We start from the raw sequence: 19648 nt of genomic DNA on the forward strand, positions 1-19648 counted from the left end.
TCCACACCGGTGCCCTTCCCCCCTCCCCCGCGATGCGCCGCCGTCGCGCGATCCCCCCTGCCTTCTCACACCCCTGAGAGTCCGATATGTCCGTGATATCCCCGCGGTCGCGGGAAGAGGCGACGTCGCTCCCCCTCCCCCGCGCCGCCCCGGTGCCGAGCGCCGGCCGCTCCGGGGGCACCGGCTCAGGAGGCGCCGACTCCTGGGGAAGCGAACCCCGAGGCACCGGACGGCGCACCGGCCGCCTGCGGCTCAGCGCCGCGGACCGGGACGTCCTCTGGCTCTACCTGCTGACCCGCGCCGCCGTCTGGACGACCGCGTACTGCGCGCGGTGGGTCTTTCCCGCCGACGCCGGCAGCCGCGACCCGGGCCCCGCCCTCGCCTCCTTCGAACGGTGGGACTGGGGGCACTTCCTGAACGTGGCGCGCGACGGCTACTTCCCGGCGGGAGACGGCCCGTGGAACGCCGACTGGGACAACCGTGAGGCGTTCTTCCCCGGCTTCCCGCTCGCCCTGCGGGCGGTCCACGCCGTCGTCCCGCACTGGACCGCGGCGGGGCTGCTCATCTCGTTCGTCGCCGGAGGCGTCGCCGTACTGGCGCTCGCGCGGATCGCGCGGCTGTACCTGCCGGACGCCCGGGCAGGCCGGCGGACGGTCCAGCTCCTGCTGCTCTCGCCGTGCGCGGTCTTCCTCGCCGCCGGCTACAGCGAGTCGCTCTTCCTCGCCCTCGCCCTTCCGGCGTGGCTCGCCGCCCAGCGCCGCGCGTGGCCGCTCGCCGCGACGCTGGCCGCCCTGGCCACGACCGTACGCATCAGCGGTCTCTTCCTCGCCGCCGCGCTCGCGCTGCACTTCGTCCTCACCGTCCGCACCCGCGCCGACCGGAGACGACTGCCCTGGCTCGCGCTGCCGGCCCTGCCCGCCGTCCTCTACGCCTGGTACCTGCACGCCCGCATCGGCGACTGGATGGCCTGGAAACACGCCCAGGAGCGCGGCTGGTACCGCCGGTTCCACGCGCCCTGGGAGGCGTGGGGCACGACGTGGGAGTCCGCGTTCGACCACGTACAGACCACCGGCTACGCCTTCATGTTCCAGGCGGAACTCCTCACGATGCTCGTCGGCCTGGCCCTGGCGGCCCTGCTGATCCGGCGGCGCCGCTGGCCCGAGGCCGTGTACGTCGTCCTCAGCCTCTGGGCCCTCGGCACGTCGTACTGGTACACGTCCATCCCCCGGGCGACCCTCCTCTGGTGGCCGCTGTGGGTCACGCTCGCCGCGTGGACCCTGCGTTCCCCGCGCTTCAGGACCGCGTACTACTGCCTGGCCGCGCCCCTGTCGACGGTGTTCGCGCTCACGTATCTGACAGGACGCTGGGCGGGCTGACCCGAGCAACCCCCGACCACTCGATCACGTCCTGGGGAACATGATCGACTTCTACGACAGCGACGACGAGATCGTGCGCCCCGGCCCGTTCCGACGCCACGCGCTATGGGTGGTCGGCATCACCGCCGCCGCGCTGGCACTGGGTTGGGTGACGTCGCTGTTCCGCATCGGACCCGAACGGTACGGCCTTCCCGCAGCCGCTCCCGGTGACCTCACGGTCTACCTGGCCGCCTGGGGCGCCGCGGGCCTCGCGGTGGCGACGATCCTGCGCGCCGCCGCCGCGAAGGTCCCGGTCTACGCCCCCGGCCGTATCGCGACCGGCCTCACCTACCTGGGCACCCGACTCACCCTCGGCTGGCGCCCGGAGGCTCCCGTTCTCGCCGGGATGGCCGCGATCGCACTCGTCGCCGCGGCCGCCTGGTCCGCCTTCGCGCTCAGCGCACTTCGCCGGGCCCCACAGGAGTCCGCCCCCGCCGAGGAGTAGTCACCACGTTCCGCCCGCGTTGCGGATCAACCGCTGGAGGACCTTCACCGTGGTCACGTAGTCCGCCTCGTCGACGCCCTCGTGGAGCGCGGCGCCGATGGCGGGGGCGTTGCGTGCCAGGTCGGTCCGGGCCCGCTCCCCCTCGTCGGTGAGCCACAGCCGCTCCTCGTCGTCCCACCGCAGCCAGCCGCGCTCGACGAGTACCGCCGACTCCGCCGACAGGTCGTCCTCGGACCGGATGTACCGGCTCATGGCCTGGCGCAGTTCGGGCAGCGTCATGCCCGCCCCGTCGGGCGAGATGTCGTTCGCCGACAGGTTGCGCAGCAGCCAGAACTGCGGCTGGGTGTAACCCTTCTCGCGCTGGCGGGCCCGGGTGAACGCGATCAGCGCGTCGTAGGCGACGCCGGTCCAGTAGGCGGCGGGCTGTCCGGCGAGTTCCGCATCGGTCATCTGCCGGTTCGTCATGGGGCGTTCACTTCCTGTCGCTTAAGGAGCGGTGCCGGTGCCCCAGCGGTCGAGCGCCGCGTAGGCGGGCTGCCATCGGTCCGCGTAGGCGCGGTGCGCGGACTCGGGCAGGAGCTGCGCCAGTACGGCGGTCACGGTCCGCTCGGCTGCGCCGTCCAGGAGCCACGGCAGGATCCGGGCCGCGTCGGCCCCGATCCGCTGGGCGTGGACGCGCCCGAAGTGCTCCCACTGCTGCTCGCTCAGGATGGCCTGGACGAGCGGGAAGACGGCCTGCTCCTCATGGCGGAGATGTCCGCGCAGACCGGTGACCAGCGAGCCGGTGAGCTCTCCGATCAGGTCCGGACGGGCATCGGGACCGGCCGACGCCTCGTCGATCGCCTCGATCAGGCGGGCCAGCACGGCGTGTTCGGCCTCGATCACCTCCAGCCGCGCCAGGGCGAGGGGGCGGCCGTGCAGAGCCTGGCGCAGGGCGGGCCACAGCGCGTCGTCCTCGGCGGCGTGGTGGGCGTGCAGAGCCCTCCGGAACAGCTTCCAGCCCACCGTGCGCAGGACGGTCCGCGGATCGCGATCGGCGCGGGCGGCGGCACCGGCGAGGGAGTACAACTCCCTTCGCAGCGCGTCGTGCATCGCGTACGTCACGGTCATGTCGAACCTGTCTCTCACGTCTGTCCGACTCCCGGTTCCGGTGACCTCGACGAGCGGCCCGCCCTGGCGCCTCAAGCCTCCCGTCGGAGCCAGGTGCGGATCAACGCGGAGTTCGTCCGCCGATCGATAACCCGATGGTTATCGATCGGCCCAGGAGCGGCTCGGAAGTGACGGCTGCGTGCTCGACTGCCGGACGCGGCGGCGCGTCAGAACCTCGTCGCGCCGAGTTCGCGGACGACGGCGGCGAGAGCACCGATCGGCTCGTTCTCCGCCTCGGTCCGCCAGACCAGGGCGTAGGACAGGGACGCCATGTCCGTGACGGGTATCCACCGGATGTTCGGCATGCCCCAGTGCCGGGTGACATGGCTGGGAAAGCCGTGGACTATCTCGCCCATGCCGACCCGGTTGATCAGCTCCTCCGCGTTGGTCACGGGCCGCCCGCGCTCGATCGGCCGGCCCTCGGACGTACAGAACGGCAGATAGCTGTCCTCCCAGTAGTCCGGCATGTCGGGTGCGACGGCGTGCTGGAAGTCGGCGAACACCTCCAGGCGTACCGTCGTCCGCCGCGCGAGCTCGTGGTCGGCGGACACGGCGAGGACGCGGGGGTCCGTGCACAGGACCGGACCGACGGTGAGGTCCGGCTCCTCCACGGGCAGCCAGGTGACGAGCACGTCCATCTCGCCTTCGCGGAGCCGGCCGAACAGATCCACGTACGCCTCCTGACAGACCTCCAGCTCCCACTGCGGGTACCGCGAGCGGAACGTCTTCCAGTAAGGATGGAAGTCGACGACGTTGAACGGCAGCATGCCGACGCGAAGCCTGCCGGTGACGCCGCGGGCGGCCAGCCGGGCCCGTTCCAGGGACTTGTGGAGGCCCGCGTAGACCGGCTGCAGGTCGTCGCGGAGCTGGCGGCCGACGTCGGTCAGCCGCACGGTTCGGCTGGTGCGCTCGAACAGCGCGGCGCCGATGCGTCGCTCCTGTTTCCTGATGGCCTGGCTCACCCGCGCCTGGGAGACCAGGAGCCGCTCGGCGGTCCGGCCGAAGTGCAGCTCCTCGGCCAGGACCAGAAAGATCTCGATGTCCCGTAGCTCCATCACGCCCCCGTTCGGCCCCCACCGGTCCCCACCGGTCCACGAGAACGATAGAGGGGCCGTTTCCGATTCCTCGGAAACGGCCCCTCTGTCTGCGACTTCGACCCGCAGCTCGCGCCGCCCCCGCGTCAGGCGCGGCGTCCCGCGTCAGGCGCCGGCCCGGCGCCTGCCCCGCACGCGGCGCGGGTACGGGAAGAGCCGCGGAGAGCGCTTCGCGGCCACGTCCTCGACCCAGCCGAAGGTCAGCACCAGCAGTCCGGTCAGTGGGATCGCCACCATCAGCGGAAACCACTGGCTGGTCAGCAGCCACTGGAAGTGCTCGTAGAAGAAGCCGACGGACCAGAGAGGGTCGATCAGCGGGATGGCGGCCACCAACGCGGCCTGGTGCCAGAGGTAGACGCTGACGGCGCGTGCGTTGAGCAGGCTGATCAGGCCGTTCCAGCGTTCCAGCGGTCGGGGCCACTGTTCCCAGGAGGGGCTGACGTGGAGCAGGATCGCGACGAAGCCGAAGGACCACAGGGCCTGGGCGATCGGCCAGCTCTCGATGTCGGTGGGCACGGTCGGATCGACCGGCCGGGTCTGCAGGTACCACCAGCCGGCCACCATGATCAGCGGCGCGACGGACGGCACGACGTACTGCGGGATCTTCTTGAGCAGGCCCTCCTGGTGTGCCATGCCGAGGATCCAGCAGGAGCCGAACATGGCGAAGTCGCTGAGGTTCTCCCAGACCCGGCCGTAGAGGAACTCCTGGTCGATGAAGAACGTGTTCAGCACGATCGTCACCACGAGCGGCACGGACAGCGTCACCACCGGCATCCGCCGCAGCGCCCACAGCATCAACGGGGAGAGCAGGACGTACCAGAGATACGCGCGGAGGTACCAGAGCGGGACGACGACCTGCACCGCCCAGCCCTGCCCCACGAGATGGTCGAAACCGTTCAGCGATTCGGCGTACGGCGGAGTGCTCACCGGCACGAGCCAGAACAGCAGTTTGCCCCACCACCAGTTGGGATGCCCCTCGGCCTCGGGACCCCAGCCGTCGATGATCTCGAGGGTGAGGACGACCGCGCCGAACAGCCACATCGGCGGCAGCAGCCGGCGCAGACGGCCCCGGACGACACCCAGGGCGGGCCGGCTGAGGGAACGGGCCATCAGCGACCCGGCCAGCGCGAACATCACGCCCATCGACGGGAAGACGACGGGCAGCCAGAACCAGCCGAAGTTGTGGTAGATCACCACACGGACCAGCGCCAGTGCGCGCAGCAGGTCGAGATAGCGGTCTCGGCCGCCCTTGCGCGGGGCCGGTGTCGACGGCTCCGCCCCCGGCTCCGGCCGGGACTCCTGTCGCAGAGCGGCGGGGATCCTCAGCCGGAGGGTCTCCTGGGCTCCCCCGAACTCGAAGGATGCGGTCATGGTCAGGCCTCCACCGGTGCGGCGACCTCGCCGGTGCGCCGGAGCTTCTGCCAGCGCAGTCGGCCACCGGTCAGCGCCGTGATCGTGGACTGCAACAGGACGATGTACATCAGCTGCCGGTAGACCAGTTGCTGGATCGGCAGGCTGATCAGATGCAGGGGCTTCTCGCCGTCGAGCCGGAAGGCGTACCAGGACAGCACGGCCTGGAGCAGGATGAAGCCGCCCCAGCTGGCGAGGGTGATCGGGGCGTCCGCGAACAGCACGCCGTACAGCAGGAACAGGTCCACCAGCGGTGCGAGCAGCGGGGCGACCACGCCGAACATCACGACGAGCGGCAGCCCGAGCCGGCCGAAGCGTCCGGCCGGGCCGCGGGAGGTCACGGCGCGGCGGTGCTTCCACATCGCCTGCATGCTGCCGTAGCTCCAGCGATACCGCTGGGACCAGAGCTGCTGGAGGCTGGCGGGGGCCTCGGTCCAGGCGCGGGCGCGCTCGGCGTAGACGATCCGCCAGCCGTCGCAGAGCACCGCCATGGTGATGTCGGTGTCCTCGGCGAGGGTGTCGTCGCTCATCCCGCCGACCCGGCGCAGGGCCTCCTTGCGGAAGGCGCCGACCGCGCCGGGGATGGTCGGGATGACGTTGAGCATGTCGTACATCCGGCGGTCCAGGTTGTGGCCGAGGACGTACTCGATGTGCTGCCAGGCTCCGATCAGGCTGTCGCGGTTGCCGACCTTGGCGTTGCCCGCGACCGCGCCGATCGCCCGGTCGCCGAACGGCTGGACCAGCTCGCGCACGGTGGAGGGCTCGAAGACGGTGTCGCCGTCCATCATCACGATGATGTCGTGCGACGCGGCCGCGATGCCGGCGTTGAGCGCGGTGGACTTGCCGCCGTTGGGCTTGCGGATCAGCCGGACGAAAGGCAGACGCATCTCCTCGACGATGTCCGCGGTGCCGTCCGTCGAGCCGTCGTCGATGACGATCACCTCGATCGGATAGTCGCTGGCGGCGAGGGAGTTCAGGGTGTTCGCGATGCACTCGCGCTCGTTGTAGGCCGGGACGAGGACGGTGACCGGCTCGGTGACGGGCGCTCCCCACGCGTCCCGCCGCCGGGAGCGGCGGGCGTGGAGCGGTGCGAGGACGAGCATCAGCGCGAACCGTCCGAAGTTGAGGAAGCCGACGACGGCCAGCAGAGCGACCAGCACCGGCAGGGTGAGCACGGCGGCCTGGGTGGCCCAGATGAAACACCTGCCCGCCCACAGCTGGTAGCCGTGCACCGGCACGGTGGCGTCGGTGGCGCCGAGCGCCTCGGAGATGGTCGCGAAGCGGTACCCCTCGCCCTGCAGCTTCTCGATGATCTGCTCGAGCGCGGCAAGGGTCTCGGTGCGGTCGCCACCCGCGTCGTGCAGCAGGATGAGCTCGCCCGCGCCGGGCTTGCGCGGCATCGCCGCCTCGACGATCGCGTCGACGCCGGGACGCTTCCAGTCGTCGGTGTCGCGGTCGATGAACGCGGTGAGGTAGCCGTGGGAACCCACGTACTTGATGACCGGGTAGTTCCAGTTGTCGAGCGCCGAGGCGTCGGAGGAGTACGGCGGGCGGAACAGCGCGCTGTGGACGCCCGCGACGCCGGCCAGCGCCAGCTGCGTCTGCGCCAGCTCCCAGCTGATCCGGGCTTCGGACTGGTACACCAGATCGGGATGGGTGAAGGTGTGCACGCCGATCTCGTGGCCGCCCGCGACGATCTGCCGGATCAGGTCCGGGTGGCGCGTGGTCATCGCGCCGGTCACGAAGAAGTCCGCGCGGACGTCGTGGGCCGCGAGCACGTCCAGGATCTTCGGGGTCCACTCGGGCGAGGGGCCGTCGTCGAAGCTCAGGACCACGGTGCGGTCGGGGATCCGATAGCTCACGGGGCGCTCGTTCCTGGTGCCGCGCGCGTCGATGATCGGGCCGCCCTTGAGCAGGTTCTCCGGCACGGTCGTCTTGTCGACCGAGGTCGCGATCCGGGTGTCGTGGAAGGCCTCGTTGGTGGCAAGGCCGCGGAGGACGAGGAGCGCGAGCAAGCAGGCCAGCAGGGACAGCGGCATGAAGAAGCGCAGCGGCGGCGCAGCCAGTCGGCGTGGTCTCAGCAGGGACTGCCGACGACGCTGGTGGCGGGACAAGGGCGCTCCTGGAGATGGGTGGTACGGACGATCAGGCACGCCCGGCCCGGCCCGCAGGCGTTGCTCCGGGCGGCACGATGGTCGCGGTGTGCCATGGGACGTCGCGGTGTTCGGCGTGGCACCGGGCTTTTCGGGCGGGGTGTCGCGGGCCGCGCCCGCTAGGGCCAGGAGGGCGACAAGGGCCCCGTGGCCGGCACGTAGGAGGGCTTCGGCGGTATGCCCATCGCCGGGGCGTCCGACTGGACGCCGATGAGGCTGCCACCCATGGCGGCCGCGAGGATCGCGCCGACCACGGAGACCGGCCAGCCGAAGCGCCGCAGCAGAAAGCTGCGCAGACCCGACTGGTCGACGAACACCGGTGCCTGGGCAGGCTCCTCCTGACGCGATTCGGCCACGCCGGGCTGTGCCGAGTGGACCGAACCGCGCCCGAAGGATGTGGCGACTTGGCGCATTGTTGTGGCCTTTTTGTGCAGGGTGTGAAGACCGCTGAAGCGTAGAGCGGACGGTAGCGCATGACCTGAATCAATTGGTGCGCGATGTGCGTATTTGATCCGCTCCGATCGGACGTCGTGACCGGATCGGTATGTCAACGGACGCCTTCCGACCCTTGGATGGCCGGGTCGCGGACACGAGACGGAATGGCTTGAATCCTTCGCTAGGATGACCGCTCGATTCACGCGATCAGCGATCGATCCGCATGCAGTGGGCGTGTCCAGTCACCGCCACTACGCCCCAAGGAGCCTGTGTGAGCCAGCCCCGCAGCACCCCTCGTCGCCGAGCGTGGACCGCGCTCACGCTGCCCGCCCTCCTGTGCGTACTCGCCGCGTGTTCCGCCGCCCCCGCCACCGGCGGGGGCGCCGACGCCGCCGGGCCCGCGCGGGACGCCTCGCCGACGCCCACCGGACCGCCGGGAACCCTGTTCGACGACTTCAACTACACCGGCGCCGACGACCCTTCCCTCGCCGCGCACGGCTGGGAGATCCGTACCGGCGGGGGCGGCCCGGGGATCAAGGACACCTGGAGCGCCGACGGCGCCGCCTTCCCCTCCGACCCGACGGCCGAGGGGGGCAAGGTCCTACGGCTGCGCTCCTCCACCGACGGCACCGAGCAGGGCACCACGCAGGCCGAGGTGCAGACCACGAGCCGGAACTTCTTCAGGGGAACCTTCGCCGCCCGGGTCCACCTCAGCGACAAGCCCACCAGCGGGCGCGACGGCGACCATGTCGTCCAGACCTTCTTCCCGATCTCCCCCGCGGACTCCTCGGAGAACTACAGCGAACTCGACTTCGAGTACCTGCCGAACGGCGGCTGGGGTTCGGTGGGGCCGCAGCTCGACAACGTCAGCTGGTACAGGGCCGACCCGCCGGACCGGGTCCACAACACCCTCGAGCGGCGCCTCGAGGGCTGGCACACCATGATCATCACCGCCATGGACGGAAGGGTCACCTACTCCCTGGACGGCAAGGAGCTCTTCACCAGCTCCGGGAAGTACGTCCCGCGCGAGCAGATGGACATCCACTTCAGCAACTGGCTCATCGACCTCCCCTTCACCGGTGCCACGCGCGTCTGGGACATGAAGGTCGACTGGGTCTACCACAAGGCCGACGAGGCCCTCTCCCAGGCGGACGTCCAGAAGACGGTGGCCGGCTTCCACAGCACCGGCACCGACTACGTCAACACCGTCCCGAAGCCCTGACCCCGTCACAGTGCGCTCCGGTCCGTCACGTGCGCCGGCTCCGGAACCTGTCCCAAGAATGATCAAGGGGCCGTTTCGGAGTGATCTGAAACGGCCCCTTGACCCCCAGGACCGGGTGGTGAGGAACACGGTCACGCCGTCGGAGACGAGGCCGCGGATGATGGCCCACACGTTGTGGCGGGAGCGGCATGAGGCGACGGGTACTACGTCCCGGCCGTGCCAGCCTCCCCGGTGATGGACTCCTGGTAGACGTCCGCGTAAGTGCGTGAGTCCTTGATGAGGTCGTCGCTGAACGCTGCGACGTCGTTGCCGATGAGCTCCAAGACCCCCTTGCCCGAGGCGACACCCTCCTCGAAGAAGTCGACGACCCCGGGGAGCAGGGGCCCGTCAGGCAGGTCGACGGGTCCGACCTTGAAGAAGTACTTCTGCATCTCCTTGTAGACGATCTGGTAGTCCGGCGGGAGCGCCTTGACCCGAGCCTTGTGCGCCCGCCACCGCTTCTTGCCCTCGATGATGTCCTGGATGCCCACGTCAGCCTCCCAGCCGGCTCAGTTTCCTTGCGACGTTCCTGTTCAACTGCTCGCGCCACCGGTCGCGATAGGTGCGAGCCCCTTCCCCACCGGCCAGCGCCGCGCAGAAGCCCCGGATGTCGTCGCCGAAGACCTCGTGGACACCCTGCCCGTCCGCCACGGCTTCTTCGAGCAGCCCCAGGGCGGCGTCGAGGATCGGCATGAGGTTGCGGCCGGTGAAGTCCCCGTGAGGGAAGAGGTGACCCTTGATCTGTTCCCACGCCGCCCGGTAGTCGGCCGGCAGGGCCTCGGCCCGGACCTCGAACGCCTTCCATTCCCTGGTGAGATCGCTGCCGGTGATGGTCTCCCAGACGTTCATCGCCCGCCCTCCTTGAGCCTGTCGATGCGTGATGAGACGTACTGCCATTTCGCCCAGAACTTCGCGAGTTCCTCGCGTCCGGCGTCGTTGAGCGCGTAGAACTTGCGCGGCGGTCCGACCCCGGAGGGTCGCTTCGTCACCTGGACGAGCCTGTTCCTCTCCAGCCGCAGCAGGATGGTGTACACCGTGCCTTCGACGACGTCGGCGAAGCCGAGCTCGTTCAGCTGACGGGTGATGGCGTAGCCGTAGGTCTCCTCTCTGCCGATGATCTCGAGCACGCATCCTTCGAGCGTGCCCTTCAGCATCTCCGTCAGGTCCTCCATCGCGAGCCCTCCTCGGCCCTCCAGGTACTCAGTAGTACTGAGTACCACTACACGGTACCACCGAGTAGTGGAGGCCGGAGAGCCGTCGCCGGGGCAGACCGGTCCACGTCCGGCCCTCTGGGCGTGTCAGCACACCCGGCAGTTTCGCCTCACGCGTTGAGCTGTTGCCGAATGAGTGTGTCGACGCGCTGCCATGCAGGGGACGAGGCGTTGACCGTGCCTTGGATCAGTGAAGGGATGTCGGAACCCTCATCCAGGTGGGGTGGTTCCTCGGAGCCGTAGCGCGCCTTGGTCGCCTCGACAATCCGGCGGGCGAGGTCGTCGATGCGGGGATCCTGGGCGTCGAGGTCGTGCGCTTGGTCGTAGTCGAGGAACAGCTGCCGTAGTCCCGGGTCGGCGAGGGACTCGGACTGGTCGCGAAAGAGCACGCCCGCGTGGTCCGGGTGGGTGGCGAAGACGAGGATCCACAGGTCGCGTTGGAGGTCCACCCAGCGCGGGGTGAATCCCCAGTCGGCAAGGTGCTCCAGGTGGGCGGCGACCTCTTCAGGAACTGGTGCCAGCTGCCCGGCGGCGAGTCGCCGCAGGCGTCTCTGCGTCGCCCGAAGGTCACGGATGCGGGCGCTGAGCTCCTCGTCGATCCCGTGCAGCGCCTCCTGGAACTCCTCGTCGGCCGCTGATCTCAGGTCGCGGATGCGGGCCAGGGGGACGCCCGCCCGGGCGAGCGTCCGGATCTTGATGAGGTCGATGACGTCGTCGGCGCTGTACCGCCTGTAGCCGGAGGCGTCGCGCTCGGGCTCGGGGAGCAGCCCCTTGTCGTGGTAGACGCGGATGGTCTTGATCGACACGCCGACGTAGCCGGCCAACTGCCCGATGGTGATCACCCGGCCATCGTCCCACTTGACCTTTCCCCAGGGGCAGGGTCGCACCATGGCGTCATGGAGAACGTGAACATCGATCGGGAGACCCTGCGCGAGCTCGCCGACGAGGGCAACGAGACCGCCTTGGACCGGCTGGCCGACCTTGTCGACGCGGCCGGCGACCTCGGAGAACTGAGCGAACTGCTGGACGAGGGATCCATGCGCGCCGGGTTCCTCCTCACCCGGCGCGCCGCGGCGGCCGGCGACCTGCGCGAGCTGCAACGGATCTCCGACGCCGGGTACGACGAGGCCGGGAGTGAGCTGGAGCGGCTGTTGAAGGCACCGGGTGGCGCGTAGCGGGACCGACCCCGGCGCGCCCGTGTCAGGTGGTCGCCTCGGCCGCAAGGTCCGGGAGGGACGGTGGGGAGCCGGCGGCCATCCGCAGGCTCACCGTCATGGTCAGCCCGCCGCCAGGGGTGTCCTCCGCCGTCAGGGTGCCGCCCATCGCCTCCACGAACCCGCGCGCCACCGCCAGGCCGAGACCGACTCCCTCGCCTCGCGGGGTGTCGCCGTAGCGCTGGAAAGCACCGAAGATGCGGTCCTTGGCCTCGTCGGGGACTCCGGGGCCCCGGTCGACGACCCGTAGTTCGACGCGGTCGGCCAGAGCACTCGCCGAGACGAGTACGGACTGCCCGGGCGGGCTGTACTTGACCGCGTTCTCCACGACGTTGGCGACGGCCCGTTCCAGGAGGCCGCGGTCGACGGCGACCATCGGGAGCGTCTCCGGGATGTCGAGTTCCACGCTGTCCTCGGGGACGCCGAGCAATGCCATCGGGACGACCTCGTCGAGGTCGGTCTCCCGGATGACGGCAGTGACGGTGCCTGTCTCCAGCCGGGACATGTCGAGCAGGTTGCCGACGAGGTGGTCGAGACGGTCGGCGCCGTCCTCGATGCCTTCGAGAAGCTCGGCGCGGTCCTCCTCCGACCACTCCACGTCGTCGGAGCGCAGTGACGTGACCGATGCCTTGATACCGGCGAGCGGCGTACGCAGGTCGTGGCTGACGGCCGCGAGGAGCGACGTACGGATCTTGTTGCCCTCCGCCATCTTCCGAGCCTCCTCCGCCTCGCCCACAAGCCGCTGACGGTCGAGAACGACCGCGGCCTGTGCCGCGAAGGCACCGAGCACCCGCCGGTCCTCCGCCGGCAGCACCCGGCCCGACAGGGCGAGGGCCAGGTGGTCGCCCACCGGCATGTCCACGTCCGCGTCCTCCGGGCGATCGGCCGGCCGGTGGCCCACGACGGCGACACAGGACCACGGCTCCGTCTCGCCGGGGCGTTCCAGAAGGGCGACCGACTCCATGGAGAAGGACTCCCGGACCCGTTCGAGGAGCGCTTCGAGCGTCGTCTCGCCCCGCAGCACGCCCCCGGCGAGGAAGGACAGGGTCTCCGACTCGGCCCGCAGCCGGGCGGCCTGGTGAGTCCGGCGCGCCGCGAGGTCCACGACCGAGGCCACCGAGATCGCCACCCCCACGAAGATCACCAGCGCGACGATGTTGCGCGGGTCGGCGATCGTGAGCTCGTGGATCGGCGGGGTGAAGAACCAGTTCAGAAGCAGCGATCCGACGGCCGCGGAGGCCAGGGCCGGCTTGAGTCCGCCCAGGAGCGCCGCGGCGACGGTGAGCGTGAGGTAGAGCAGAACGTCGTTGGCCAGGCCCACGTCGGGGACGGCGGTGCTGAGCAGCAGCGTGAGCAGGGCCGGACCGGCCAGGCCGACGAGCCAGCCCCAGATGGTGCGGGAACGGCCGAGCCGGGCGCCCCCGGGGCCCGGCAGCCGACGGCCCTTGGCGGCCTCGTCGTGCGTGACGATGTGGACGTCGAGGTCGGGCCCGGACTCGCGGGCGACTGTCGCGCTGACACCGGGGCCGAAGAAGTACTGCCAGGAACGGCGGCGGCTCACCCCGAGCACGATCTGGGTGGCGTTCACCCCGCGCGCGAACTCGAGCAGCCCGGCGGAGATGTCGTCGCCGACGACGTGGTGGAACGTGCCGCCCAGGTCCTCGACGAGGGTCCGCTGGACCGCCAGCTCCTTCGGGGAGGCCGAGGTCAGACCGTCGCTGCGCGAGATGTAGACGGCGAGGACCTCGCCCCCCGCGCCCTTCTCGGCCAGCCGCACCGCGCGGCGTATCAGGGTCCGCCCCTCCGGACCGCCCGTCAGGCCGACGACGATCCGTTCCCGGGAGCCCCAGATCTTGGAGACGCGGTGCTCGGTCCGGTACTCCTGCAGGTATTCGTCGACCCGGTCGGCCGTCCACAGCAGGGCCAGCTCGCGCAGGGCGGTCAGATTGCCGGGCCGGAAGTAGTTGGAGAGGGCCGCGTCGACCTTGTCCGACGTGTAGATGTTGCCGTGCGCCATGCGGCGGCGCAGTGCCTGGGGCGACATGTCGACCAGCTCGATCTGGTCGGCGCGCCGGACGATCTCGTCCGGGACGGTCTCCTTCTGCCGGATGCCCGTGATGGCCTCGACGACATCCCCGAGGGACTCCAGGTGCTGGATGTTGACCGTCGACACGACGTCGATGCCGGCCGCGAGGAGCTCCTCGACGTCCTGCCAGCGCTTGGCGTTCCGCGAGCCCGGGACGTTCGTGTGCGGCAGCTCGTCGACGAGCGCGACGGCGGGCCGCCGCGCCAGGACGGCATCCACGTCCATCTCGGTGAAGGACGTCCCCCGGTACTCGATGACCCGGCGCGGAACCATCTCCAGGCCGTGCAGCATCACCTCGGTACGGGGCCGGTCGTGGTGCTCCACGAAGGCGACGACGCAGTCCGTGCCGCGTTCGACGCGCCGGTGCCCCTCGGAGAGCATGGAGTACGTCTTGCCGACGCCCGGCGCCGCTCCCAGGTAGATGCGCAGCTTTCCGCGTCCCATGTTCTGCGTCTCTCCTACGGCTCTACGGTTCGAACCGGTAGCCCATACCGGGTTCGGTGATCAGATAGCGGGGATGCGACGGGTCGACTTCCAGTTTGCGTCGCAGCTGGGCCATGTAGACCCGCAGGTAGTTCGTCTTCGTGCCGTAGCTCGGGCCCCATACCTCCTGGAGCAGTCGGCGCTGGCTGATGAGCCGCCCCGGGTTGCAGATCAGTATTTCCAGCAGATGCCATTCGGTCGGGGTGAGCCGTACGTCGCGTTCCGCGCGCCGCACCCTCTTGGCCACCAGGTCGACGGTGAAGTCGTCGGTGCTGACCCGGCCCCCTGCGACCGGTTCGGGCGCGGGCGCCTCGGCCGATCGACGGGTGGCGGCCCGCAGCCGGGCCAGGAGCTCGTCCATGCTGAAGGGCTTGGTCATGTAGTCGTCGGCGCCGGCGTCGAGTGCACGGATCTTGTCCTCGGAACCACTACGCGCCGAGAGGACGAGCACAGGGGAACGGCTCCAGCGGCGCAGCGCCTTGATGACGTCCACGCCGTCCATGTCCGGCAGCCCCAGGTCGACGATCAGCACGTCCGGTGGTTCGGAAGCGGCGAGGGACAGTGCCGTGGCACCGTCCGGCGCCGCGTCCACCACGTATCGGCGCGCTTGCAGGTTGATCACCAGCGCTCGTGCGAGCTGTGAATCGTCCTCGACCACCAGCACCCGCGTCATCGGCGTGCTGCCTTCCTCTTGTACGTGCGGTCCGTGTGGCTCTTGCACTTCGTGTGGCTCGTGTCGTCCGTCGTGCTGCAGGAGCCGGCGGACCCGGGGCGCTCCCGGGTCCGCCGGCTCCCATGCCGCTTCGATAAGGCCATCAGCCCTTGGTCAATTCCTTGAGCGCGATGTTGAGTTGGAGGACGTTGACCCTGGGTTCGCCGATGAACCCGAGGATGCGGTCGTCGGTGTGGTCGGCGACCAGCCTGTCGACCTGGGCGACGGTGAGGTGGTTCCTCTCCGCGACCCGGTGGACCTGGAGTTCGGCGTACTCCGGGGAGATGTGCGGGTCCAGGCCCGAACCGGAGGAGGTAACCGCGTCGGCGGGGACGTCCGACGGCTTCACCGTGTAGCCGCTCACCGAGTTGTCCTTGACCACGGCGGCCTTGGCGTCCCTGACCCACTGGATCAGGTCCTCGTTGTCGCCCGAGCGGTTCGTGGCGCCGGAGAGGATGATCGAGTACTGGGTGTTGACGCTGTTGGAGCCGAGGCCGTTCGACGGGCGGGGCTGGAACCACTTCAGGTCCGGGGCCGCCGTCTCCTCGCCCTCCTTGAGCGGCAGGTTGTACGTCTGGCCGATGAGCTCGGATCCGACGGCCTTCCCCTCGCTCTTGATCTCGGAGCCGTTCGCCTTGCCGGGGAAGGCCAGCTGGGCGATGCCGGTGACGGCGAGCGGGTAAAGGACACCGGTGATCACGGTGAGGACGAGGAGGGCGCGAAGTCCCGCCCACAGCACTCGGCCGGTGTTCGCTGCTGAGTTGTTCATCGTGGATCAACCGATTCCGGGGATGAGGGAGAGGAGCACGTCGATGATCTTGATGCCGATGAACGGGGCGATCAGGCCGCCCAGGCCGTAGATGCCCAGGTTGCGTCGGAGCATCGAGTCCGCGCTGGACGGCCGGTAGCGGACACCCTTGAGGGCGAGCGGCACCAGGGCGATGATGATCAGGGCGTTGAAGACGACCGCGGAGAGGATCGCGGACTCGGGCGAAGCCAGGCCCATGATGTTGAGCTTGTCGAGCGACGGGTAGGCGACGGCGAACATCGCGGGGATGATCGCGAAGTACTTGGCCACGTCGTTGGCGATCGAGAAGGTCGTCAACGCGCCCCGGGTGATGAGGAGCTGCTTGCCGATCTCGACGATCTCGATGAGCTTGGTCGGGTTGGAGTCGAGGTCGACCATGTTGCCGGCCTCCTTGGCGGCCGACGTGCCCGTGTTCATCGCCACGCCGACGTCCGCCTGGGCCAGCGCGGGGGCGTCGTTCGTACCGTCGCCGGTCATCGCGACGAGCTTGCCGCCCGCCTGCTCCCGCTTGATGAGGGCCATCTTGTCCTCGGGGGTGGCCTCGGCGAGGAAGTCGTCGACGCCCGCCTCCTCGGCGATGGCCTTCGCGGTCAGCGGGTTGTCGCCCGTGATCATGACCGTCTTGATGCCCATGCGGCGCAGCTCGTCGAACCGCTCCCGCATGCCCTCCTTGACGACGTCCTTGAGGTGGACGACGCCCAGGACGCGGGCGCCCTTGTCGTCCTTGACCGCGACGAGCAGCGGCGTACCGCCGGCCTGCGAGATCCGGTCAGTCAGGGTCTCAGCGTCGGCGGCCACCTCGCCGCCCTGCTCACGAACCCAGGCGACGACCGAGCCGGTCGCGCCCTTGCGCGTCTGCTTGCCGTCGACGTCGACACCGGACATACGGGTCTGTGCGGTGAATTCGATCCACGTGGCGTGGGAGAGCTCGCCCTGGTGGCGCTCGCGCAGGCCGTACTTCTCCTTGGCGAGGACCACGATCGAGCGGCCTTCGGGCGTCTCGTCGGCGAGGGAGGAGAGCTGTGCGGCATCGGCCAGTTCGGCCTCCGTGGTGCCCTTCACGGGGACGAACTCCGACGCCTGGCGGTTGCCGAGCGTGATGGTGCCGGTCTTGTCGAGCAGCAGCGTGGAGACGTCACCCGCGGCCTCGACGGCACGGCCCGACATGGCCAGCACGTTGCGCTGCACGAGCCGGTCCATGCCGGCGATGCCGATCGCGGAGAGCAGGGCGCCGATCGTCGTCGGGATGAGGCAGACGAGGAGCGCGGTCAGGACGATCAGGGAGGTCTGCTTGTCGGCCCCGGCGTAGATCGCGAACGGCTTCAGCGTGACGACGGCGAGCAGGAAGACGATGGTGAGGGACGCCAGCAGGATGTTGAGGGCGATCTCGTTCGGCGTCTTCTGCCGGGCGGCACCCTCGACCAGGTTGATCATCCGGTCGATGAAGGTCTCGCCGGGCTTCGTCGTGATCTTGATGACGACCCGGTCGGAGAGCACCTTCGTACCGCCCGTCACCGCGCACCGGTCGCCGCCGGACTCACGGATGACCGGGGCGGACTCGCCTGTGATGGCCGACTCGTCGACCGACGCGACGCCCTCGACGACGTCACCGTCGCCGGGGATGATGTCGCCGGCCTCGCAGACCACCAGATCCCCGATGCGCAGCTCGGTGCCGGGGACCCGCTCCTCGTCCCTGCCGACGAGGCGGCGGGCGACGGTGTCGGTCTTGGCCTTGCGCAGGGTGTCGGCCTGGGCCTTGCCGCGGCCCTCGGCGACCGCCTCCGCCAGGTTGGCGAAGATCGTGGTCAGCCACAGCCAGACGGTGATCGCCCAGCCGAACCAGTCCCCCGGGTTCTTGACCGCGAGGACGGTGGTGACGACCGAGCCGACCAGGACCACGAACATGACGGGCGACTTGATCATCACGCGCGGGTCGAGCTTCTTGATCGCATCGGGGAAGGACTTGATCAGCTGCTTGGGGTCGAACAGCCCTCCGCCGATCCGCCCGGGAGCGTGGTGTCCCCCGGACAGGTCGCCGTGGGGCGCCTTGGTCGCAGTCGTGGTGGACACGTCGTCCTCGTGCTTCTTTACGTCGTTGGTCATGCCGCGAGCCCTTCGGCGAGCGGTCCCAGCGCGAGGGCCGGGAAGTAGGTGAGACCGGTGATGATCAGAATGGTGCCGACGAGGAGGCCGGTGAACAGCGGCTTCTCCGTCCGGAGCGTGCCCGCGGTCTCGGGCACCGGTGTCTGCTCGGCCAGCGAACCCGCCAGCGCGAGCACGAACACCATCGGCAGGAACCGGCCGAGCAGCATCGCGATGCCGATCGTGCTGTTGAACCACTGCGTGTCCGCGTTCAGACCCGCGAAGGCGGAACCGTTGTTGTTCGCCCCCGAGGTGTAGGCGTAGAGGATCTCGGAGAAACCGTGCGCGCCGGAGTTGGTCATCGAGTTCGACGGGGTGTCCAGGGCCATCGCCACGGCGGTGAAACCGAGGACCAGGGCCGGGGTGACGAGGATGTAGCAGGCCGCGAACTTGATCTCGCGGGTGCCGATCTTCTTGCCCAGGTACTCGGGGGTGCGGCCGACCATCAGGCCGGCGATGAACACCGCGATGATCGCCATGATCAGCATGCCGTAGAGGCCGGAGCCGACGCCGCCGGGCGCGATCTCGCCGAGCTGCATGCCCAGCATCGTGATGCCGCCGCCGAAGCCGGTGTACGAGGAGTGGAAGGAGTTCACCGCTCCCGTGGAGGTCAGCGTGGTGGCGACCGCGAAGATCGACGAGCCGCCGATCCCGAACCGGGTCTCCTTGCCCTCCATCGCACCGCCGGCGATGTCGAAGGCGGGGCCGTGGTGCGCGAACTCGGTCCACATCATCAGCGCCGTGAAGCCGAGCCAGATCGCGGCCATCGTGCCGAGGATCGCGTAACCCTGCTTCAGCGAGCCGACCATGCGACCGAAGGTGCGGGTGAGCGCGAAGGGGATGACGAGGATCAGGTAGATCTCGAAGAGGTTGGAGAGCCCGTTGGGGTTCTCGAAGGGGTGAGCGGAGTTGGCGTTGAAGTAGCCGCCGCCGTTCGTGCCCAGCTCCTTGATGACCTCCTGGGAGGCGACCGCACCGCCGTTCCACTGCTGCGTGCCGCCCATGAACTGACCGACCTCGTGGATGCCGGCGAAGTTCTGGATGGCACCGCACGCGACGAGGACCAGTGCGCCGATCACCGAGATCGGCAGCAGGACGCGGACCGTGCCGCGGACCAGGTCGGCCCAGAAGTTGCCCAGCTCGCCCGTGCGGGACCGGGCGAAACCTCGCACCAGCGCGACCGCGACCGCGATGCCGACGGCCGCCGACACGAAGTTCTGCACGGCCAGGCCGCCGGTCTGCACGACGTGGCCCATGGCCTGCTCGCCGTAGTAAGACTGCCAGTTGGTGTTCGCCACGAACGAGGCGGCGGTGTTGAACGCCTGGTCCGGGTCGATCGACACGAAGCCGAGCGAGCCGGGCAGCGAACCCTGGAGCCGCTGGAGCAGGTAGAGGAAGAGGACGCTCACCGCGGAGAAGGCCAGGACACCGCGCAGATACGCCGGCCAGCGCATCTCGACGGTCGGGTTCGCACCGATCGCCTTGTAGATCCACTTCTCGGGCTTGTGATGCTTCTCCGAGGAGTACACCCGCGCCATGTGGTCACCGAGTGGCCGGTACGACAGACCCAGGGCGACGGTCAACGCCAGAAGCTGGAGGACTCCAGCAAGAACAGGACTCATGGTCGTAC

The 19648-nt window shown here is 69.6% G+C and carries 19 protein-coding genes; 4 read left to right on the plus strand and 15 right to left on the minus strand.

Annotation, left to right across the window (positions count from 1 at the left end; translation table 11 throughout):
• Positions 1–86 precede the first annotated feature (86 nt).
• Both ACF1G2_RS03395 and ACF1G2_RS03400 read left to right on the plus strand, forming a co-directional pair.
• A complete protein-coding gene (locus tag ACF1G2_RS03395; protein WP_391796613.1) occupies positions 87–1376 on the plus strand; it encodes a mannosyltransferase family protein in 1290 nt (429 codons plus the stop codon).
• 40 nt (positions 1377–1416) lie between these two features.
• A complete protein-coding gene (locus ACF1G2_RS03400; protein WP_391796614.1) occupies positions 1417–1860 on the plus strand; it encodes a hypothetical protein in 444 nt (147 codons plus the stop codon).
• Here ACF1G2_RS03400 and ACF1G2_RS03405 read toward each other — a convergent pair whose 3' ends face one another.
• The 6 genes from ACF1G2_RS03405 to ACF1G2_RS03430 all read right to left on the minus strand — a co-directional run bounded on the left by ACF1G2_RS03405 (position 1861) and on the right by ACF1G2_RS03430 (position 8022).
• Entirely contained in the window at positions 1861–2325 is a 465-nt protein-coding gene (locus ACF1G2_RS03405) for a MarR family transcriptional regulator (protein ID WP_391796615.1), read from the minus strand.
• 21 nt (positions 2326–2346) lie between these two features.
• Positions 2347–2988, minus strand: a complete 642-nt coding sequence (locus ACF1G2_RS03410; RefSeq protein WP_391796616.1) for a hemerythrin domain-containing protein — start codon at positions 2986–2988, stop codon at positions 2347–2349.
• A 188-nt stretch (positions 2989–3176) separates the two neighbouring features.
• On the minus strand, positions 3177–4064 hold the full coding sequence (locus ACF1G2_RS03415; RefSeq protein ID WP_391796617.1) for a LysR family transcriptional regulator: 888 nt from the start codon (positions 4062–4064) through the stop codon (positions 3177–3179).
• A 144-nt stretch (positions 4065–4208) separates the two neighbouring features.
• The gene (locus tag ACF1G2_RS03420) at positions 4209–5474 is read right to left on the minus strand and encodes an acyltransferase (protein ID WP_391796618.1); all 1266 of its coding nucleotides are present in this window, start codon (positions 5472–5474) and stop codon (positions 4209–4211) included.
• Positions 5475–5476: 2 nt separating this feature from the next.
• Positions 5477–7564: a bifunctional polysaccharide deacetylase/glycosyltransferase family 2 protein gene (locus tag ACF1G2_RS03425; RefSeq protein ID WP_391797022.1), complete on the minus strand. Its 2088-nt coding sequence runs from the start codon at positions 7562–7564 to the stop codon at positions 5477–5479.
• Between the two features lie 221 nt (positions 7565–7785).
• Positions 7786–8022: a hypothetical protein gene (locus tag ACF1G2_RS03430; protein WP_391796619.1), complete on the minus strand. Its 237-nt coding sequence runs from the start codon at positions 8020–8022 to the stop codon at positions 7786–7788.
• 350 nt (positions 8023–8372) lie between these two features.
• On the opposite strand from ACF1G2_RS03430, the gene ACF1G2_RS03435 reads away from it, so the two are divergent.
• Complete coding sequence (locus ACF1G2_RS03435; RefSeq protein ID WP_391796620.1) at positions 8373–9323, plus strand: glycoside hydrolase family 16 protein; 951 nt, start codon at positions 8373–8375, stop codon at positions 9321–9323.
• A gap of 203 nt (positions 9324–9526) precedes the next feature.
• On the opposite strand, the gene ACF1G2_RS03440 is transcribed toward ACF1G2_RS03435, so the two are convergent.
• The 4 genes from ACF1G2_RS03440 to ACF1G2_RS03455 form a co-directional block, all read right to left on the minus strand.
• Positions 9527–9853 (minus strand): DUF1048 domain-containing protein, encoded by a 327-nt coding sequence (locus ACF1G2_RS03440; protein ID WP_391796621.1) that lies wholly within the window; start codon positions 9851–9853, stop codon positions 9527–9529.
• Between the two features lies 1 nt (position 9854).
• Positions 9855–10211 carry a DUF1048 domain-containing protein gene (locus tag ACF1G2_RS03445; protein WP_391796622.1) on the minus strand — a complete coding sequence of 119 codons (357 nt, stop codon included), beginning with the start codon at positions 10209–10211 and terminating at the stop codon, positions 9855–9857.
• Positions 10208–10534 carry a PadR family transcriptional regulator gene (locus ACF1G2_RS03450; protein WP_391796623.1) on the minus strand — a complete coding sequence of 109 codons (327 nt, stop codon included), beginning with the start codon at positions 10532–10534 and terminating at the stop codon, positions 10208–10210. The genes ACF1G2_RS03445 and ACF1G2_RS03450 overlap by 4 nt, the downstream gene beginning before the upstream one ends.
• A gap of 149 nt (positions 10535–10683) precedes the next feature.
• Entirely contained in the window at positions 10684–11415 is a 732-nt protein-coding gene (locus ACF1G2_RS03455; protein WP_391796624.1) for a MerR family transcriptional regulator, read from the minus strand.
• Positions 11416–11469: 54 nt separating this feature from the next.
• Between ACF1G2_RS03455 and ACF1G2_RS03460 the strand changes: the two genes are divergently transcribed.
• A complete protein-coding gene (locus ACF1G2_RS03460; protein WP_391796625.1) occupies positions 11470–11748 on the plus strand; it encodes a hypothetical protein in 279 nt (92 codons plus the stop codon).
• A gap of 25 nt (positions 11749–11773) precedes the next feature.
• Here ACF1G2_RS03460 and ACF1G2_RS03465 read toward each other — a convergent pair whose 3' ends face one another.
• The 5 genes from ACF1G2_RS03465 to kdpA all read right to left on the minus strand — a co-directional run bounded on the left by ACF1G2_RS03465 (position 11774) and on the right by kdpA (position 19640).
• Entirely contained in the window at positions 11774–14317 is a 2544-nt protein-coding gene (locus tag ACF1G2_RS03465) for an ATP-binding protein (protein ID WP_391796626.1), read from the minus strand.
• A 22-nt stretch (positions 14318–14339) separates the two neighbouring features.
• Positions 14340–15029 carry a response regulator gene (locus ACF1G2_RS03470; RefSeq protein ID WP_391796627.1) on the minus strand — a complete coding sequence of 230 codons (690 nt, stop codon included), beginning with the start codon at positions 15027–15029 and terminating at the stop codon, positions 14340–14342.
• A gap of 142 nt (positions 15030–15171) precedes the next feature.
• A complete protein-coding gene (locus ACF1G2_RS03475) occupies positions 15172–15837 on the minus strand; it encodes a potassium-transporting ATPase subunit C (protein ID WP_391796628.1) in 666 nt (221 codons plus the stop codon).
• 6 nt (positions 15838–15843) lie between these two features.
• On the minus strand, positions 15844–17979 hold the full coding sequence (gene kdpB, locus ACF1G2_RS03480) for a potassium-transporting ATPase subunit KdpB (RefSeq protein WP_391796629.1): 2136 nt from the start codon (positions 17977–17979) through the stop codon (positions 15844–15846).
• Complete coding sequence (gene kdpA / locus ACF1G2_RS03485) at positions 17976–19640, minus strand: potassium-transporting ATPase subunit KdpA (RefSeq protein ID WP_391796630.1); 1665 nt, start codon at positions 19638–19640, stop codon at positions 17976–17978. Before kdpA ends, kdpB begins: the two co-directional genes overlap by 4 nt.
• Between the last annotated feature and the right edge of the window lie 8 nt (positions 19641–19648).

The sequence above is a fragment of the Streptomyces sp. NPDC013457 genome, from assembly GCF_043089925.1.
Classification (GTDB): Bacteria; Actinomycetota; Actinomycetes; order Streptomycetales; family Streptomycetaceae; genus Streptomyces.

Excerpts from the sequence above, each read along its gene's own strand:
- ACF1G2_RS03405 (WP_391796615.1), bottom strand. The coding sequence starts at position 2,325 with ATGACGAACCGGCAGATGACCGATGCGGAACTCGCCGGACAGCCCGCC.
- ACF1G2_RS03420 (WP_391796618.1), bottom strand. The coding sequence starts at position 5,474 with ATGACCGCATCCTTCGAGTTCGGGGGAGCCCAGGAGACCCTCCGGCTG.
- ACF1G2_RS03445 (WP_391796622.1), bottom strand. The coding sequence starts at position 10,211 with ATGAACGTCTGGGAGACCATCACCGGCAGCGATCTCACCAGGGAATGG.
- ACF1G2_RS03475 (WP_391796628.1), bottom strand. The coding sequence starts at position 15,837 with ATGAACAACTCAGCAGCGAACACCGGCCGAGTGCTGTGGGCGGGACTT.
- ACF1G2_RS03460 (WP_391796625.1), top strand. The coding sequence starts at position 11,470 with ATGGAGAACGTGAACATCGATCGGGAGACCCTGCGCGAGCTCGCCGAC.
- ACF1G2_RS03465 (WP_391796626.1), bottom strand. The coding sequence starts at position 14,317 with ATGGGACGCGGAAAGCTGCGCATCTACCTGGGAGCGGCGCCGGGCGTC.
- ACF1G2_RS03400 (WP_391796614.1), top strand. The coding sequence starts at position 1,417 with ATGATCGACTTCTACGACAGCGACGACGAGATCGTGCGCCCCGGCCCG.
- kdpB (WP_391796629.1), bottom strand. The coding sequence starts at position 17,979 with ATGACCAACGACGTAAAGAAGCACGAGGACGACGTGTCCACCACGACT.
- ACF1G2_RS03395 (WP_391796613.1), top strand. The coding sequence starts at position 87 with ATGTCCGTGATATCCCCGCGGTCGCGGGAAGAGGCGACGTCGCTCCCC.
- ACF1G2_RS03415 (WP_391796617.1), bottom strand. The coding sequence starts at position 4,064 with ATGGAGCTACGGGACATCGAGATCTTTCTGGTCCTGGCCGAGGAGCTG.
- kdpA (WP_391796630.1), bottom strand. The coding sequence starts at position 19,640 with ATGAGTCCTGTTCTTGCTGGAGTCCTCCAGCTTCTGGCGTTGACCGTC.
- ACF1G2_RS03450 (WP_391796623.1), bottom strand. The coding sequence starts at position 10,534 with ATGGAGGACCTGACGGAGATGCTGAAGGGCACGCTCGAAGGATGCGTG.
- ACF1G2_RS03470 (WP_391796627.1), bottom strand. The coding sequence starts at position 15,029 with ATGACGCGGGTGCTGGTGGTCGAGGACGATTCACAGCTCGCACGAGCG.